The sequence below is a fragment of the Mycobacterium aquaticum genome (assembly GCF_002086485.1).
In the GTDB taxonomy this organism is placed as follows: domain Bacteria; phylum Actinomycetota; class Actinomycetes; order Mycobacteriales; family Mycobacteriaceae; genus Mycobacterium; species Mycobacterium aquaticum.
This window is the reverse complement of record NZ_MVHF01000002.1, coordinates 1-16,078: the sequence shown is the minus strand read 5'-3', so window position 1 is coordinate 16,078 and position 16,078 is coordinate 1. Positions and strand designations below refer to the sequence as shown.

The window sequence follows — 16,078 nt, the reverse complement described above, 5'->3', positions numbered from 1 at the left end:
CAACGCCATCAATGAAATGATCTGGCCATCAATATGTTTGGGCCAGCCCCCGGGCCTACATCTTCGGCGCGGGCTCCGATTGGCCTTGTGCGGCCAGCAGCGCGTGGATGCGGTCGGTGGCGTTGAGAAGTGATTCGGAGTTGACCGCGGCCGCCTTCGGCCCATCGTTGGCAGCGGCGGCGTCGATCAGCTTCTGTTGATAGGTCCACAGGCTTTCGTCGCCCGCTGATCCCAAGGTGCCCTGCGCCCCGACCAGCTTGTACGACCGGCACTGGTGCCACAGCGTGCGAATCACCTGGACGATCACCGGGTTACCCGAGGCTTCGTAGAGGATCGCCAGCAATGCCTCGTCCCGGTCCAGGTAGGCCGGCACGTCTTCTTCGACGATGGCTTGGCGCATGTGGTCGTACTCGGTCCGCATCTTGTCGCAGTCCGCGGCAGTGATCCGCTCCGCGCCGAGGCGGGCGGCCTCGACCTCGAGGAGGCGGCGCACGTCGTACACGTGCACCAACTCCTCGAGGGTGAGGCCCTTGACGACTGCGCCCCGATGCGGTTGCCGTTCGGCCAGACCGGCCTCCTCAAGGCGGCGGATCGCCTCGCGGACCGGCATGACGCTGGTTCCGACCATCGCGGCCATGTCGCGCACCCGCAGCCTTGACCCCACAGGAAGCTCGCCGCTGAGGATCGCGTCGCGGATCACCCCATAGACCTGGTCTGTCACCAATGTTGTCTGGACCGATGTGACCACAGATCACATGTTACTGCGGGTCAGGTCAGCGACCGTTCACGTTGCAGCAAGTCGAGAGCGGCTTCGACCCGAGCGCACTCGGCGAGGGACAGGTCGGCCGTCGGCCGTCGCGGGTAGCCGGCGGGCTCACCCAGATAGCGCAACGCAGCCTTGACGGCCGGGATGAACGGGACCGAAATCATTGCGTCGATCGCCGGGTAGACGCGCTTCCATTCGGCCAGCGCCGCTGAGTAGTCACCGTCGACGATCGCCCGGTACACCGCCACGATCTCGCGCGGCACGACGTTCGCGGTGCCGGCCATGACACCGGCCGCTCCTTCTGCCAGGGCGCTGAAAATGTAGCTGTCCCAACCGATGAAGGTGCCGACGTGGTCCCGGTGGTGGTGGATGAGTTGCAGCGCTTGTTCCCAGTTGGCGCTGGAATCCTTGACGTACCGGATGTTGTCGACCTCGCGGGCCAGGGCGCCGATCGTGTCGGCGTCGAGGTTGGTCCCGGTCGCCGCGGGAATGTTGTACAGCATCACCGGCAGCTGTACCGCGGCGGCGACGTCCCTGATGTAGGTGGTTGTCTCGTCGACCGTCAGGGGCTCGTAGTACGGCGTGACGAGCATCAGCACGTCGGCCCCGGCCGTCTCGGCGGCCCGCGAGAGACGGATGGCTTCCGCAGTCGTGGTCGCGCCAGTCTGCGCGATCACCGGGACGCGACCGGATACATGCTCGACGACCGTTTCCACCAGGTCGCGGCGTTCGTCGTGGCTGAGGGCGGCGAATTCACCGGTGGATCCGCCGACCACCACACCCTGGACGCCGCCGTCGATGGTGCGATCCACGATGCGTTTGAGGGCGAGCGTGTCGATCTGCTCGTCTGCGGTGAACGGGGTGGACAGTGCGGTCAGGACACCGCGCAAATCTGTTGTCATGGTGGGTCTTTCTCTCGTTCAGCTGGCGGCTGGGGTGGACTTGGTGGAGGGCACGCTGGTGAGCGTGCGGGTCTGGTATTCGCGCGACAGCCGACTGGCAGCCTCCTGGGCCGCCGTGAATCCGGAACTGATCGCGGTCTCGGTGTAGAGCGTGCCGAGGTAATCACCGGCGAGGAACACCCGTTCCGAGGGCCGGGTCAGTACGGGCTGCAGCTTGCCGCGTCCCGGGAAGCAGTACGGAGCACCGGTGTGCCACCGCTGGACGTGGGCCTCTTCGACGATCCCGCCGAAGCCCGGCAGGATCTGGTCCAGATCGTCGACATAGGTCTTGATGATCTCCTCGTCGCTGCGGTCGAGGAGCTTACGGGCCAGGCTCGCTGGTGAGAACGTCATGAGGCTTCCGCCGGGCTGACGGTGCCGTTCCATGCCCCGCACGATGTTGCCCATGTTCAGCGCGACGTTGAAAGAGCGCTTGGGCGTAGCGATTCCGTACGCTCCGTCCCACTTCTGGGGTGTGGTCTCGTTGGTAAGGAACGCCGCGCTGACGTAAGGACCGTAGACGATGGCCGAGAGTGCTTCCCGTAGATCGGCAGGCAGATCGACCGCCACCTGGTGGGCGACCGTGGCCGGCGTCGCGAGTACGACGTAGCGGGCTTCCACCTCTTTCTCCACGCCCTCTTGCGTGTAGCGCACGACCGCCGAGTTCTTTTTGTGGACAACCTCGTTCACCGATGCGCCGAGCTGGATCCGATCGCGCACCGACGCCGCGATGTTCTCCGTCAAGGTGGACGGGCCACCCAATATGCTGCGGTCCAGCCCCTGTCCGATGTTCCAGACCAGGCTGAAATAGCCGATGCCTGCACCTGCCGCCAATTCGTCGGGGTCCGCCGCCGAGCGCGTGATGGTCGGGCGGAAGAGTGCTTCGGCATCCTCGGGCAGGTCGCCGATGTAGTCGGCGAAGGTGCGGTTGTTCTCGAACTCGTAGATGCGCTGTTGACGCACCTCACTCGATTCGCCGGCACGCATCCGCACGGCGCGGGCATAACGCAGGACGTCGAGGCCGACTTTCGCCCCGGCGCGGATCAGCGCGACCCGCGAAGCCTTCGGCATCGGAATGCGCAGCGGATAGCTCTGAACGGGACCGTCCAGCAACAGCTTTCCGTTCATCGCCAATCCGGTCAGCGAACCCGGCACCTTCACCGAACCGGTGCCGGTCTCAGAGAGCAGGGCATCGGTGGCGGTGTTGGCACCGGCGAAGACGTGCCCGCCCCAATTGAGGAAGTACCGTCCGCGCTTCTCCGAACGGATTCTGCCGCCGACCCGGGTGCCGGATTCCAGCACGAGCGTGTCCCAGTGCCGCAGCCGCCATGCCGCCGACAGCCCGGACAGGCCGCCTCCGACAATCACCACGTCCTTCATCGTTTCGTCCTCTCATTCGTCTCTCGGCGCACTGCCGCGGTGAGCGTTGAAGTCTTCAGCTGTGAAGCCCCAGGTCTGGAACGGAGACGCTCAGCCGGTCGGTGACGGCCGCTGCGGGAATCTGAGATCTGGGTCTCAACCGAGAGTAGGTTGTGATCACAGATCACACAAGTCTCGAATCTTCGCCGACCGGCATGGGTGCGGGCGCACCATTGAACCGCTCACGCAGGAGTGAGGCCCGTGGGCATCCGCAGCGTCACCTCGTGACCGGGACCCGGCAAACTGGTGCAGTGACCGAAGCCCGTGGCATCCTGCTGGTCGTCGCCCTGATGGCGACGACGGCGCTGACCCTCGCTCTGGGGATCACCGATCCCGCCGCCCCGATGACCTACCCGACCAAGTTCCTGGTGTGGAACCTGGTTCTGGCCTGGATCCCGATGATCTTCGCGGTGGCCTTCGACCTCGTGGAGCGCCGCCTGTGGCTACTGCCGCTGGGCCTCGGCTGGTTGGCATTCCTGCCCAATGCGCCCTACCTCGTCACCGATCTGGTGCACCTCGGTGAGGGCTACGAATTGTGGCGGCACGTGCTGCAGTACGGCTTCGCCGCCTGGACCGGCATCCTGCTTGGCGTCGTGTCACTGCTGTTGGTGCACAAGCGAATCGAGCGCGACTTCGGCGCCGTCTGGGGTTGGTTGGTCGCGGTGCTGTCGGTGGGTCTGTGCGCGGTCGGGGTGGTGATCGGCCGGTTTCAGCGCTGGAACTCCTGGGATCTGGTGACCCGTCCCGACGCGGTCGTTGCGGCGACGTTCGAGTGGGTGCGCTCACCGTTGTCGTACGTCCAGTCGACCGGGGTGGCGATGGCCGTGGCAGCGTTCTTCGGGTTGGCGTACCTGACCATCTGGGCGCTGAACGGTTTGTATTCGCGCAGTTAGCCTCACACCGGGGATTCGTGGGTCAGCGCGTGATAGCCCTTGGCGCCTGCCCTGTCGACCGCGGCCCGCACCAAGCCGAACACCAAGCCCTGGATGGCCGCTGCCGTCAACGCCTTGAAGGCCGGGCGATCGAGATCCTTGGGGTCGGGCGGTTCCCGATTGGGTTCATCGATGCGCTTCCACACCTGGCTGAACAACGCGCTCGCCAGCAGCCCACCCGCCACGCTCGTCGCTATCGACAGCGGCAGGTACAACATCTTCGACGTACGGCTCACGAGTCCTCCTCCGTTCGGGGTGACCCCGTGGATACCCAGAACGGACGCAAACACACGTTTCGGGCGGGCCGCTGTCGGGCACTGCTGTGGAGTAGCAGAACGCCTGCAGAAGGGTCCATCGAATGACCACCCAACACAAACCCGTCAGCGAAGCGTCCATACCTCAGCTCGTCGGCCAGTTACAGGAGCAGACGACGCGACTTGTGCGTGACGAAATGCGGCTGGCGCAGCGCGAATTCCAAGAGTCCGCCCGGCACGCCGGACTTGGTGCTGGACTGATCAGCGCCGCGGGGTTGCTCGCGGTGCTCGGTCTCATGACCGTGATCACCGCTGCCGTGGCAGCGCTCGGGCTGGTGCTGCCCGTGTGGGCTGCCGCGATCATCGTCGCCGCGGTGCTGTTCATCGGCGCCGGAGTCGCGGCATTGATCAGCCGCAGACAGGTCCAACAGGTACCGCCACCGGCAGTCGCATCAGCTGACAGCCTCAAGCACGACTTCGAAGACATCAAGGAGGCTCGGCATGGCCGACGCTGATCGACTCCCCCAGGAACCGGGCCCAGACGCCGGAATCGACGAACTGCAGGCCGACATCGCCAAGACTCGCGGCGAGCTCAGTGAGACGGTCGCGGCCATGTCCGACAAGTTGGATGTCAAAGGCCGCGCCCACGACAAGGCGGCCGAGACCAAGGACGCCGTCGTCGAACGCGCGCATGCGGCGACCGACGCCGCCAAGTCCGCGCCGGCGGTGCCGGCGGCTGCAGTGATCGCCGTGCTCGCGGCGATAGGGCTCGTGTGGTGGTGGCGCCGGCGAGACCGCTGACGTTCCCACCGCGAGCAGACACAGACTCGCACCCATCGGACTTGATTTGTGCGAGTCTGTGTCTGGTCGCGCCTAGAAGACCGTGTACACCTTCAGAACCGTCTCGTGGATGTCCCACGTACCGGTCCAGCCCTTGGGGAACACTGCATTGTCGCCGGCTTTCACCTCGTAGGGTGCGCCACCGTCTTCGGTGACGGTCATCCGGCCGGCCAGCACGGTGATGGTCTCGTTGGTCTCGAACACCCACCGCGACGGGCCGGGCGCACACTGCCAGATGCCCACTTCGTGGATGCCCTCACCGGTCCACAGTTTCTTTCCCGCGGTGGCCATGGGCGCGTCGGTGGCCTCGGGCAGCGGCCCCCAGTCCTCGAGCTCGACCGAATTGACGTCGCTGACGATCACGGCAGTCTCCGTTGACGTGTTTGACGTGGTCATTCATTACCTTTCTGGTTGGGTGAATTCGCTACGGGCAGAGCCGTAATGGCAGTGAGTAGTAGTGCCGTGAGGCGTCGGTGTTCTTGATGACCGGCTCTCCGGCGAGCTCGATGCGTGAATAACGCGCGGCGATCCGTTCCCACACCACCCGCACCTCGGCCTCGGCCAGCAGGCGTCCCTGGCAGCTGTGGCTGCCAAAGCTGAACGTCAGGTTGCGCGACTGCTCCGGGGGCCGCCTGAAGTCGAACTCGTGTGGATTGTCGAACACGTCCGGATCCCGGTTGGCTGCGCCCATCACCAGGCGTAGGACGCTGCCAGCAGGAATGTGGACGCCTCGAATGACGAGGTCCTCTGTTGTCGTGCGGGTGATCACCGGTTCGGGCGCATCGAAGCGGACCAACTCGGTGACGATGGCCTGCCGCACATCGGGTTCGGCTCGGAACGCGTCGAAGATGTCCGGTCTGCGGGTGAAGAGCTGCAGCCCTGACGAGATCAGGTAGCTGGCGTCCATGTGGCCGACGAAGTAGAAGAACAGCGTCGTCGCGAAGACTTCGGCCTCGGACATCTCACCGCTGTCCTGCAGGGCCAGCAGATGGTTCAGCAGCCCGTCGCCGGGATTCGCCCGGACGTACTCGATGAGAAATGCGGTGCGGGCGCGCATGTAGTCGTGTGCCTCTTCGCAGGCTTCGAAGTCGCCGGCATCAGGTACGGCGCTGAGCACAGGCATGGCCTTACGCATCTCCCGCCGCACCGACTCGATGTCGTCCTCGGGAACCTGCAAGAGCCGGCACACGGTGACATGGGTGGCCTCGACGCCGAGATCGGATCCGTCGACCAGCCCGTCGTCACCAACACGATCGAGGATCTCGTCGGTGACTGCGGCCGTGATCTTGACCCAGTCCTGAATCCGCTTGGGGGTCAACCATTTACTGGTCATCCGCCGCAGCCGGGTGTGCTCTGGTTCGTCGTGACCCAGGGCCATGTCCTTGAGAACTCGCCAAGCACCTGCCTTCTCCCATTCGGGGGCGATGACCACCGATGGCAGCCGGCCGTAGTGCATGAGATCCTCGAACTTAGTGAGGACGAACGTTCCGTCCTCATCTCTTGAGACCGGTGCCTCGGTTTGCGCGCGGGCATAGAACGGGTAGGGGTCGACACGTAGCTGCGGGTCCTTCCATGGCAGGAAGTCGCGAGTAGCTGGGCATTCGGCCTGGACTGTCGTCACGGCACTTTTCCTCTCAATCCTGTTGAATCTTGCTGTGGGGTAGCCTGATTGGACATCACATACGGGTAGGAATGACGGCGTCGGGTGTCTCGGCTTCTCCGGTGTCGGCCCGGCCGAGCCCGGCGAAGATGCGAGGCTTGGCGGAACGGAAGTAGAGGGCCAAGCCGGCTCCGATCACCAGCGAGGCGGCCAGCACGATGAGCAGTCCGAGGTTCTGGCCGGGTTCTCCGCCGACGACGAGGTCGAAGTGCAGCACGCTGAGGACCACGGTGCCACCGAGCGTGATGGTGGCCAGGCCGGGTGCGACGTAGCACTTGAAGACGTTGGCGTCGGCGGGGATCCCCTTGCGGCTGAACCACACGATGACTGCGAAGCTGACCAGGGCCATCAGGGTCAGGATGCCGACGGTGGCGAGGCCGAACAGTTGCGCATCGAGTCCTTCCCCCTCGGGGTGGGTGATGCCGAGGATGATCAACAGTGCGGCGACCACGATTGCCACGGCGACCGAGGCACGGGCCGGCGAGTGGTGTCGCAGGTGGACGTGAGCGAAGAAGGCGGGCAGCGCTTTGTCGCGGCCGAGGTTGTAGAAGTATCGGGATGCCACGTTGTGCACGGAGATCGCCGCCGCCAACTCGGAGGTGATGATCATCATGAAGGTCAGCTGCGTGAAGAACCCGGCCGCGAGATGACCGATGGCGCTGGGGAACATCATCTTCGGGTCTTCGGTGGCGGCCTGGACCGCGTTGGATCCGTATACGGTGGTGAGCAGGTAGCAGGACACGGTGTAGAGGACACCGACGAAGGCGACCGCGCCATAGGTGGCACGCGGAATGGTCGTATCCGGGTCTCGGACTTCGTCGCGGAATACTGCGGTGGCCTCAAAGCCGAGGAAGATCATGATGGCGAAGAGCAGTCCGATGCCGACGTCGCCCTGCGACAGGGAGGCGGGGTTGAGCGGCGCAAGGGCAAAGCCCTGCGGCCCGCCGCCATGCACCAGTACGGCGGCGTTGAAGATCACGACGATGGTGACCTCCAAAACCATGGCGACGCTGAGGATTTTGGCCGACAACTCGATGTGGAAGTAACAGAGGATGCTGACGATGGTCCAGGCGATGATCGTCCACAGCCACCACGGTGTCTGGGGTCCGCCCATGCTGCTGATCAGTTCAGTCAGAGTCATGCCGATGAAGGGGAAACAGCCGCCGAGCATGAGAACGTAGGACACGACCGCCAAGAAGGCCGAGCCGAGGCCGGTGACCTTGCCCAAGCCGGCGGTGATGAACGCGTAGAACGATCCCGGTCTGGGCAGGTGTCTGGTCATGGTGACATAGCCGACTGCGAACAGCAGCAGGCTGACTGTCGCGACGGCGAAGATGAAACTCGCGCCGGGACCACCGAATTGAATGCAGAACGGGATGAACCCGGCGACGGCGGCGATCGGCGCGGAGAACGCCAGCACGGTGAGCATGAGGGAGGTGGCTCCCATACGCCCGGAGAGTTCGGCGCCTGAGTCGGGTTGGACGGTTGTGATGCGCGGGCTGGCAGCGGCGGCGTCAGATGACATGTGGGTCCTTGGGTCGGTGTGGACGTTGGGTGTGGGCTCCGTGGTCTAGGCAGTTGCGGCAGCGAAGATTGTGGTCAGCCAGTCGGCGGCGACCTCAGATGCGTCGAGTCCGCTGTCTGCGTCGTGGTGCCCCGTCTCTCCCACCTGGGTGGCACCGAGATCGGTGAAGGCAGCGACCAGCCGTGCGATACCACGGTTGTATGTCTCGTAAGTGCTGTCGCCCAACCCGAAGGCGGCGAACCGCGTCGACGAGAGGTCAGGTCGAACCCCGTTGAGCGCATCGAAGAAGGGCAACGCCGTTTGAGGCAGATCGCCCTCGCCGTATGTCGAGGAGACGACGATGACCAGCTTCTGCGCGCCGAGGTCGGCGACATCGTAGGTCTCCATGTCGAAAACCTCGCTCTTGATGCCGGTGCGCTCCAGGGCGGTACAGACGTCATCGGCGACCATTTCGGAGTTGCCCGATTCCGTACCATAGAGGATCGTCACTGTGTCCACTTGCCAGCCTTTCTGCTGAATGTCTGAGAATTGACTCGATTTACGTTGTGGTGGCCGACTTCTCGCCGGAAGTCGCGATGGAGAGCATGGTGTCGATGTCGATGATCTTGCGGCGGCAGCGGTCTCTGTGTGCCGCCTGCCGCTCGTGCATTTCGATGCGTTGCCAGCCGGCGAAGTTGACCACCTGACCGTCGAGCCACGGAGCAACGGCATCAAAACCTGGTTTGCCCAAGGTGATTCGCCCCGAGGCCACGTCGCCGACGATCGCGTCGACAACCTGCTGCGCATCCTTGCGGTTCTCCGGAATGGTCCCTTTCGGTCCGCGGCGCAGCCAGCCGACGCGGTAGACATGCGGACCAGACCAGGCCGACGACGGACACGACCGGTCGTCTGATGAGCCCCCGGTGAATCCGACTGCGGTGATCACCGTGTCGGCGATGAAGCTCACCGGTTGGCGGTCACCGAACTGCTTCCGGGCTCGCAGGAGCGTGCGGCCGTGGCCGTTCTCGATGCGTTCAGGCGCGACGCCGAAGTGCAGGAGCAACCGCGTCCGCTGGGCACCGAGACCCGGCGCCGTTGCAGATGTTGCATACGTCAACGGGCGCAACAGATCTGCGATCGGTCCGCTGTCGTTGTCGCGAAGCCCTGTTACTTCGATCTCTACGTTGCTCAACGACACAACCTCGCGCAGCATCGCCAGGTCGCATTTGGCCTCGGTCACCGCCGATCGGCTGATGACATCGATGGCCTCGGGCGGCTCCGGACGCAGTTCCCTCAGCATCTCGTCGTCGATGTCAGATCCGACGAAGCCGTCGCGGTTTTTCGACAGCAACCGCACCACGTCGACGGCTACGTTTCCCAGCCCGACTACCGCCAAGCGGCGGCCTAGTGGCACATGCGCACCGGCCTGGTCTCGGAGTAGCGTCCGAGTCGGAAAACCGTTGAGCGCCCGTATAAGTGCGCCAGCGCCGATCACCCGGGTCCCCGACTCCTGAGGGATGTCCAACGACCTGTCCTCCGGAAGACCGGTGGCCAGAACAACGATGTCGAAGTTGCTCGCCAACTGATCGAACTCGATATCGCGCCCCACCGACACGTTGCCGACGAATCGCACCCCACCGTTGGTGAACATCCGATCGAACTGCCGCGCCACCCCTTTCGCGCCCTGATGATCGGCGGCGACGCCGTAGCGGATGAGGCCGTACGGAGCGGGCAGCGATTCGAAGATGGCAATCTCGGCATCGGGCCACCGTTTGGCCAGGAACTGAGCGACGTAGCAGCCCGAAGGCCCGCTGCCGACGACGGCGATAGCCGGGCGTAGCGGGTTTGCCGGCACTGTGGAGGCGGCAGTAAGGGTGGCGTCATACATTTGATTCACCTCGGGAGAGCGACCGAAAGCGGCCGGTCCAGATTTAGACTAGAGACGCGACTTGAGTCGCGTATCTCACAAATATAGAGCCGGCGCCCCCACCTGTCCATAGGTGTACGGCCACTTTTCAGAGAAGTGCAGGCGAGTCGATTCCAGTCGTGACACGCTGTCCACTGACCGGTAACACGACTGGGATCGCGACCCGGTTACACTCGCGTTAACCGCGCCGCTTGGCGCGCACGCAGAGCCATGAACGGGGGCACAGGTGACACAGTCCGTGAGTCCGACGGTCAGCACCGCCTGGCATCACGAACTTGCCGGCGGATTACGAAAGCGACCGCTTCAGGAACGGTCCAGGGCGATGATCCAGCGGATTCTCGACACAGCGGCCGAGCTGGTCGAAGAGGTCGGTTATGAGGCCGTCGTCGGATCCCCGACGCTGCTGCTGGACCGATCGGGCATCAGCCGCGGTTCGTTCTACGCATTCTTCGAGACGCCCGAGCGGGTGCTCGACGAACTCTCCTACCAGCGCATCCAACAGTCGGCCGCGGCTTTCGAGAAGGCACTTCGCAGCCGGCCCGGCAACCGGTGGATCGAAATCGTCGATGCTGTCATCGATTTCTACACCGCCGAGCACCGGGTTCCGTTGATCCGCGAGCTGTGGGTCCGGCAAAACTTGACACACCGGGTGCGACAGCTCGATCACCTCGCGATAAACGACTTTGCCACTATCGTGTTGGCCGAGTTCCGAAGGCACACGCCACTGTTCGACTCGCTGAGCGAACTGCAGTGCAGAGTCGCGATGCACGCCGTAGAACGCCTGTTCCAATTGGCATTCACCGACGACTCCGACGGCGATCCGGCCACCATCGCGGAAGCCAGGAGAATGCTCATCGATTATTTCGCCGGCTACTCCGGCGAGTGACACAGAGAGCAGTCATCAGCCGACCGACGACTCGGTGTGCCGATCCTTGAGCGTCGCGAGCAGCTTCTGCACACTCCACATGCTGCGTTGCACATGGGCACTCATCGCGCGCTCGGCCTCATCGGGTTTTCGCGCATGCACTGCCTCCAAAACCTCCTGATGCTCCACGATGGTGGCCTCGTGGAATGTCCCACCTTCGGGTAGGAGCGCCAGCGCGGGGTGGCAGCACTGCCGGGATTCCTCGATGCCGCGAATCAAGAACGGGTTTGCGGTGATATGAGCCAGCGTGAGGTGGAAGACGGCGTCACTTCTCATGAAGGATGCATCGTCAGATGCCTCCTGCAGCAACGCATGCGCGGCCTCCAATTCGTTGAGCTCAGTCGCGGTGCGTCTTTCACTGGCGAGCCGTGACACTGCGGGCTCGACCAAGCACCGGTACTCCATCGCCAGCCGTATCTCGTCTCGATTTTCGATGGCTTCCATGATGACGTCGTGGAACCGCGACTCATCTTCTCCGGCACCGCGAACGAACGCCCCGCCGTTGCGACCACGACGGCGCTCGATGAGCCCCTCTGAGTGCAGTTGGCGGAAAGCCAGTTGAACAGGGGTGCGGCCGACACCGAGCATCTCGGCAAAGTCACGCTCGGAGGGCAACGCCGAGCCGGGCGGTAGCAGGCCGAGGCGGATCTCCCTGCGAACGAGGTCGGCCACGTACCGGTTGACGTCGACGTGCGACGGGGGTAGCGATACCGTCCCGCTCGATATCCCGCTGATCAGCAGACTCATGCTCTCAGCTGACCCGCTCGCCTCCGATGGCCCATCGCACAATGCTACCCAGCCGACACCGCCCGACATCATCGATCGACTCCTCAGTCGGACTCGGCAGGATCGAGCATCTTCATGTGAGTGGCCTTCCGTGACCGCAGGTAGCAGGCGTAATACAGCAGGGACACCACGACTATGCCGAGTGCTGTGAGCTGATCCGTCCGCGACTGCTCGACGAGAACCACAATGGCCAGCGCGATCGCCGACACCGGCGCCGCCGGCCAAAGCGGCATGCGATACGGACGGACCAGCCCAGCGAAACGAACCCTACCGACGATCGCCGACAGCGCGACAAGGATCATCTCCAGGGCGATGACCGTACCGATGACGGTCGCCATGGCTTCGACATCCGTCGTGAGGATCAAGATCACGCCCGCAACGCCGATCACAAGCGTTGCCACCCAAGGTGTTTCGAATCGCGGGTGTACCTTCGCCAAAGCCCGGCTGATCGGCGTCGGCCACATCATGTCGCGCCCCGAGCTGTAGATCACCCGAGCGAAGTACGGGGTCAGCGCCATGACCCCGTTCGTCACCGCCAGCGCGATCCCGAGGCTGACGATCGTATTGAACGATTCGCCTCCGGTATCGGTGAGGAACTGCTGCCACGGCGTCGCTGACGTGGTGAATTCCGCCAGCGATCGGGCCCCCAGGAGCCCGCCAAGGACCGGAATGACGCCGAAAGATACCGCGACGGCCAACGAGATGAACACGGAGCGAGCAATGTTGCGTCCGCCACCCGAGGTTTCCTCGGAGAACAGCAGAGCGCCCTGAAAACCGTTGTATGTGAAGGCGGCTACGGCAACCGCCGCAAGGAGAGCTCCCACGGCCAGAGGCTGGCCACCATGCGGGCCGAATACGGTGGGCGTGAGCACCTCCGCCAGCGAATGCTGGGTCTTAACGAATCCAAGCGCAGTCACAAACATGACGACCAGCAGTTCCACGGCGAGCAGCAGACCCACCAGGCGAGCGCTCAACCTGACCCCGAGGATGGCGACCACGGTACCGACAGCGATCACCGCCGCACCGACCCACCGCGCATCCAATGGTATGACGACGTTGAGGTAGGTGGCGATCGTCAATGCGACCACCGCAGGAATCAGAAAGGCGCACACAGGTCCGGTGAAGATCAGGGACACGAAGCCTGCTGCGTTGCCGAGAGTCCTTGCGACGACGGAATAATCACCACCGGCTATCGGATAGGCGCTGCCCAGCTCCCCGTAACACGCAGCCATCGACAGACCCAGGATGCCTGCGATCATCAACGCCCAGACGGCGCCCGTCCCCGCCATATTGAGCAGGATCGGGGCGATGGCGAAGACACCAACCGCAGGCGTGATGGCCGCGACGCACAACGCGACATTGCCCCACAGACCAAGGCTACGGCTCAGTTCCTGCTCATAACGCTCGGCCTTCGGAGTGGCCTCGGTCGTTTCCTTCGACAAGCGGTCAGGCATAGCGTTGCCTCTCCCATTCACTGACAGCGTTCTGCCACGCGTGCAGTTCCCATTCGCGCGTCTGCAGGTAATGTGCACAGAACTCGGCGCTGAGGACGGTGTCCAAACGCCCGTCCCGCCTGCCGAATTCGACGATCGCAGCGCCCAGGCTGGCGGGTAGTGCACCGTCGTGTCGGTCTATGTGGCGGCGGTCCGGCACAGATTGGTCGACCAGGCCCAGATGCACCGATGCCGCGACGGCCGCCAAGGTCAAGTACGGGTTGCAGTCGGCACCGGGCCGGCGCAGTTCAAACCTGCTCGACGTCGGCGTCTTCAACAACGCGCGCAGCGCAAAGGAACGGTCGTCGGGGCCGCACGCTGCGCTGACCGGGGCGAAAAAGCCCGGCACGAGCCGCTTGTAGGAATTGATGGTGGGGTTGTAGATGAGGCTCAGTGCCGGAAGATGAGCGAGCATCCCCCACGCTGCGCGCCGGTAGAATTCGTCGTCCGGGTTCCGCGCAGCCGAACCCAATGCGTTCTCTCCGCCTTCGTCCCACATCGAGAAGTGCACATGCGCGCTCGAACCCTCCTCGTGAGCGACAGGTTTCGCCATGAAGTTCGCGCAAAGACCGTGCCGGCGAGCGGCCTCTGTTGCAGCGAGTCGCAGCAGCGCCGCAGTGTCGGCAGCAGCCAAACCGTCCTGTGGGTCGACGTTGACCTCGATGAGCCCCGGCGCGCCCTCGCTGTGCACCACCGACAAACCAAGCCGCAGGTCGTCGGCGTATCGCCTGAGGGTGCCGATGAACTCGGTAACGTGAGACAGGGTCAGCGGACTGTAACTCAAGCCCGCAGTCGCGGGCTCCCACGTCCCTTCCCGGAACAATCGGAACTCGAATTCGAAGGCCGCCTTCATCTGCAGTCCATGACTGGACAGCGCACCGAGTGCGTTACGCAGAACCTGACGAGGACTGACCGCACACGGCGCACCACCGGTTTCGTAGAGATCACCCAGCAGCAGATATGCGGCCGGGAACCACGGCATCGGACGCAGCGTGGTGAGATCGGGACGCAGCAGCAGGTCTTTTGCTCCACCCCTGAGACCCATGGTGGCCAGCGTGGTGATCGGCTCATCGAGGGGATCGACCGCCAGCAGCAGATCGGTTGTCGGAATTCCCTCGTTGAGCGCCTCGGCCGTGCTGATCACTCTGGGCTCCACAAGCTTGCCACGAAGGTTTCCTTGGATATCCGGGAACAGCGGAACTACTGAATGTGCGTCGGCCGGAAGGCCGTTCACGACGTCGGCGGTCACCGACTCGGCATACATTGTGGACAACTGATTTTCCTCTGAATCGACGGGCTCAAGGCCGATCAAGCAATCGGCGGGGATTTTCGACCATCATTTGCGCGATGGTGTCGTCGTCGACCCCGTGTTCGTCACGCAGTAACGGCAAGATGCGGCGATGCAGGTGGTCGTATCCATAACCGCCGTAGTTCTTGAGATTCGCTTTGGTCCATACGTCACATGCCAGCACGATCTGCCCGGTGTGACCTTCGTGCAACAGGGGTAGAAGGTGATCGATACGTTCGAGGTCGGTCGGATCTTTGAACAATCCACTGAAATAGAAATCCGAGCCGAATGTGTCGAAGGCCATGGCCACTCCCGACTGCGCAACATCGGCGTGGTACCCGCGGTCGAGGTGTTCATCGAGGTGACCCATGATCACCCGATCGGTCGACATACCCTGAGCCAGCAGGATTTCCAGGACGTTCAGCGCTTCCGCGCCACGCGGCTCAAGATGAATACTCACTGATGCCTGCGTCTCTACCGCGGCTATTCCGGCTGCCGCGAGCACCTTCTTTTCCCGGTCGGTCACCGGTGAACTGGTACCGATCTCGCCGATGAGCGCCGCCTTGATCCCGGTGCCATCCACGCCCTCGCGAAGCTCCATGATCAGGAGTTCGGCAAGTTGGTCCACGGTGGACTCTCCGACGTAGTCGGGATGCGAGTTGTGGATGTAGAAGCCACACCCGCTCATCACGTGGACGCCTGCACGTTTGGATATTGTCGCGAGATCTTCGATCCGACGGCCGAGGCCGACGTTGGTGAGGTCGACGATACCGGCGTTCGGCACGGCGGAGAGGTAATCGAGCTCGCGCACAACAAGATCGACGTCGTCGATCAGAAGATTGTCCTCGAGGCTGACGAGGTTCCAGTGCACGAAGCCCAAGCTTTCAAGACTGACCGCCGGTGGGTCCGGCACAGGTTCACGTGCTGGCTCGTACCAGACACGGCCGTCGATCAGCAGGTGCTCGTGCATGCTGGTCTCGCCCAACTCGGACGGTTCAATCGGGCCAAGGACTGTGTGGATCGGCATCGCAGCATCCTTAAATGGAGTTAGGTGAGCGCCTTTTTATCAGAAGATTCGTGGACTTGGCAATACCCGAGGCGCCATACGCGGCTGGTGCATGGACAAAAGCCGTTGCATATCAACAGGTTCACGGCGTTACCGCGGTTTGCACGGCCACATCTTGACGGGCGGCCACCATGGGGAGTAAACAATGGAGCGTGTCATACTCCAATTGTGAGTCGCCAACCTCTCCTCCGGGCGATGTGGGTACCGCGCGCGTGAAGCGCGGGATGGCTGAGATGCTCAAGGGCGGCGTCATCATGGACGTCGTCACCCCCGAGCA

General features: G+C 63.6%; 17 protein-coding genes and 1 pseudogene. 5 read left to right on the top strand and 13 right to left on the bottom strand.

Annotation, left to right across the window (positions count from 1 at the left end; genetic code table 11):
• Positions 1 to 55: 55 nt before the first annotated feature.
• The 3 genes from BST13_RS02005 to BST13_RS01995 are packed head-to-tail and all read right to left on the bottom strand — an operon-like array spanning position 56 to position 3,087.
• Positions 56 to 748 (bottom strand): GntR family transcriptional regulator, encoded by a 693-nt coding sequence (locus BST13_RS02005; protein ID WP_083160134.1) that lies wholly within the window; start codon positions 746 to 748, stop codon positions 56 to 58.
• A gap of 20 nt (positions 749 to 768) precedes the next feature.
• A complete protein-coding gene (gene dapA / locus BST13_RS02000) occupies positions 769 to 1,668 on the bottom strand; it encodes a 4-hydroxy-tetrahydrodipicolinate synthase (protein ID WP_083160132.1) in 900 nt (299 codons plus the stop codon).
• An 18-nt stretch (positions 1,669 to 1,686) separates the two neighbouring features.
• On the bottom strand, positions 1,687 to 3,087 hold the full coding sequence (locus tag BST13_RS01995; RefSeq protein ID WP_083160130.1) for a protoporphyrinogen/coproporphyrinogen oxidase: 1,401 nt from the start codon (positions 3,085 to 3,087) through the stop codon (positions 1,687 to 1,689).
• Between the two features lie 290 nt (positions 3,088 to 3,377).
• Here BST13_RS01995 and BST13_RS01990 point away from each other — a divergent pair, with 290 nt between their 5' ends.
• Positions 3,378 to 4,019, top strand: a complete 642-nt coding sequence (locus BST13_RS01990; protein ID WP_083160128.1) for a DUF1361 domain-containing protein — start codon at positions 3,378 to 3,380, stop codon at positions 4,017 to 4,019.
• A 2-nt stretch (positions 4,020 to 4,021) separates the two neighbouring features.
• On the opposite strand, the gene BST13_RS01985 is transcribed toward BST13_RS01990, so the two are convergent.
• Positions 4,022 to 4,294: a DUF4235 domain-containing protein gene (locus tag BST13_RS01985; protein ID WP_211295987.1), complete on the bottom strand. Its 273-nt coding sequence runs from the start codon at positions 4,292 to 4,294 to the stop codon at positions 4,022 to 4,024.
• Positions 4,295 to 4,416: 122 nt separating this feature from the next.
• Between BST13_RS01985 and BST13_RS01980 the strand changes: the two genes are divergently transcribed.
• Together BST13_RS01980 and BST13_RS01975 are read left to right on the top strand one after the other, a co-directional pair.
• The gene (locus BST13_RS01980; protein WP_083160124.1) at positions 4,417 to 4,827 is read left to right on the top strand and encodes a phage holin family protein; all 411 of its coding nucleotides are present in this window, start codon (positions 4,417 to 4,419) and stop codon (positions 4,825 to 4,827) included.
• Entirely contained in the window at positions 4,814 to 5,113 is a 300-nt protein-coding gene (locus BST13_RS01975) for a DUF3618 domain-containing protein (RefSeq protein ID WP_083160122.1), read from the top strand. Before BST13_RS01980 ends, BST13_RS01975 begins: the two co-directional genes overlap by 14 nt.
• Positions 5,114 to 5,185: 72 nt before the next feature.
• Here the strand turns inward: BST13_RS01975 and BST13_RS01970 are convergent, their stop codons facing one another.
• Genes BST13_RS01970 through BST13_RS01950 form a run of 5 tightly spaced genes read right to left on the bottom strand, consistent with a single transcriptional unit; the run spans position 5,186 to position 10,204 of the window.
• Entirely contained in the window at positions 5,186 to 5,548 is a 363-nt protein-coding gene (locus BST13_RS01970; RefSeq protein ID WP_083160120.1) for a cupin domain-containing protein, read from the bottom strand.
• 28 nt (positions 5,549 to 5,576) lie between these two features.
• Positions 5,577 to 6,773 (bottom strand): cytochrome P450, encoded by a 1,197-nt coding sequence (locus BST13_RS01965; protein ID WP_083160118.1) that lies wholly within the window; start codon positions 6,771 to 6,773, stop codon positions 5,577 to 5,579.
• 55 nt (positions 6,774 to 6,828) lie between these two features.
• On the bottom strand, positions 6,829 to 8,337 hold the full coding sequence (locus tag BST13_RS01960) for an APC family permease (protein WP_083160116.1): 1,509 nt from the start codon (positions 8,335 to 8,337) through the stop codon (positions 6,829 to 6,831).
• Positions 8,338 to 8,382: 45 nt separating this feature from the next.
• Positions 8,383 to 8,835 (bottom strand): flavodoxin domain-containing protein, encoded by a 453-nt coding sequence (locus tag BST13_RS01955; RefSeq protein ID WP_083160114.1) that lies wholly within the window; start codon positions 8,833 to 8,835, stop codon positions 8,383 to 8,385.
• Positions 8,836 to 8,875: 40 nt separating this feature from the next.
• On the bottom strand, positions 8,876 to 10,204 hold the full coding sequence (locus BST13_RS01950) for an FAD-dependent oxidoreductase (protein ID WP_083160112.1): 1,329 nt from the start codon (positions 10,202 to 10,204) through the stop codon (positions 8,876 to 8,878).
• Between the two features lie 361 nt (positions 10,205 to 10,565).
• Here BST13_RS01950 and BST13_RS01945 point away from each other — a divergent pair, with 361 nt between their 5' ends.
• A complete protein-coding gene (locus tag BST13_RS01945; protein ID WP_245839266.1) occupies positions 10,566 to 11,129 on the top strand; it encodes a TetR/AcrR family transcriptional regulator in 564 nt (187 codons plus the stop codon).
• 15 nt (positions 11,130 to 11,144) lie between these two features.
• Here the strand turns inward: BST13_RS01945 and BST13_RS01940 are convergent, their stop codons facing one another.
• The 4 genes from BST13_RS01940 to BST13_RS01925 form a co-directional block, all read right to left on the bottom strand.
• Positions 11,145 to 11,915 carry a FadR/GntR family transcriptional regulator gene (locus tag BST13_RS01940; RefSeq protein ID WP_158087087.1) on the bottom strand — a complete coding sequence of 257 codons (771 nt, stop codon included), beginning with the start codon at positions 11,913 to 11,915 and terminating at the stop codon, positions 11,145 to 11,147.
• Between the two features lie 83 nt (positions 11,916 to 11,998).
• Positions 11,999 to 13,408 (bottom strand): APC family permease, encoded by a 1,410-nt coding sequence (locus tag BST13_RS01935; RefSeq protein ID WP_083160108.1) that lies wholly within the window; start codon positions 13,406 to 13,408, stop codon positions 11,999 to 12,001.
• Entirely contained in the window at positions 13,401 to 14,711 is a 1,311-nt protein-coding gene (locus BST13_RS01930) for a type I glutamate--ammonia ligase (RefSeq protein WP_083160106.1), read from the bottom strand. The genes BST13_RS01935 and BST13_RS01930 overlap by 8 nt, the downstream gene beginning before the upstream one ends.
• A gap of 34 nt (positions 14,712 to 14,745) precedes the next feature.
• Entirely contained in the window at positions 14,746 to 15,762 is a 1,017-nt protein-coding gene (locus BST13_RS01925) for a phosphotriesterase family protein (protein ID WP_083160104.1), read from the bottom strand.
• A 170-nt stretch (positions 15,763 to 15,932) separates the two neighbouring features.
• Between BST13_RS01925 and BST13_RS39625 the strand changes: the two are divergent.
• Positions 15,933 to 16,078: pseudogene (locus BST13_RS39625) on the top strand (hypothetical protein); the annotation flags it as partial.

What these genes read in the sequence shown, in the direction of transcription:
- dapA (WP_083160132.1), bottom strand. Translation starts at nt 1,668, where the DNA reads ATGACAACAGATTTGCGCGGTGTCCTGACCGCACTGTCCACCCCGTTC.
- BST13_RS01995 (WP_083160130.1), bottom strand. Translation starts at nt 3,087, where the DNA reads ATGAAGGACGTGGTGATTGTCGGAGGCGGCCTGTCCGGGCTGTCGGCG.
- BST13_RS01980 (WP_083160124.1), top strand. Translation starts at nt 4,417, where the DNA reads ATGACCACCCAACACAAACCCGTCAGCGAAGCGTCCATACCTCAGCTC.
- BST13_RS01975 (WP_083160122.1), top strand. Translation starts at nt 4,814, where the DNA reads ATGGCCGACGCTGATCGACTCCCCCAGGAACCGGGCCCAGACGCCGGA.
- BST13_RS01970 (WP_083160120.1), bottom strand. Translation starts at nt 5,548, where the DNA reads ATGACCACGTCAAACACGTCAACGGAGACTGCCGTGATCGTCAGCGAC.
- BST13_RS01960 (WP_083160116.1), bottom strand. Translation starts at nt 8,337, where the DNA reads ATGTCATCTGACGCCGCCGCTGCCAGCCCGCGCATCACAACCGTCCAA.
- BST13_RS01950 (WP_083160112.1), bottom strand. Translation starts at nt 10,204, where the DNA reads ATGTATGACGCCACCCTTACTGCCGCCTCCACAGTGCCGGCAAACCCG.
- BST13_RS01945 (WP_245839266.1), top strand. Translation starts at nt 10,566, where the DNA reads ATGATCCAGCGGATTCTCGACACAGCGGCCGAGCTGGTCGAAGAGGTC.
- BST13_RS01940 (WP_158087087.1), bottom strand. Translation starts at nt 11,915, where the DNA reads ATGAGTCTGCTGATCAGCGGGATATCGAGCGGGACGGTATCGCTACCC.
- BST13_RS01935 (WP_083160108.1), bottom strand. Translation starts at nt 13,408, where the DNA reads ATGCCTGACCGCTTGTCGAAGGAAACGACCGAGGCCACTCCGAAGGCC.
- BST13_RS01930 (WP_083160106.1), bottom strand. Translation starts at nt 14,711, where the DNA reads ATGTATGCCGAGTCGGTGACCGCCGACGTCGTGAACGGCCTTCCGGCC.
- BST13_RS01925 (WP_083160104.1), bottom strand. Translation starts at nt 15,762, where the DNA reads ATGCCGATCCACACAGTCCTTGGCCCGATTGAACCGTCCGAGTTGGGC.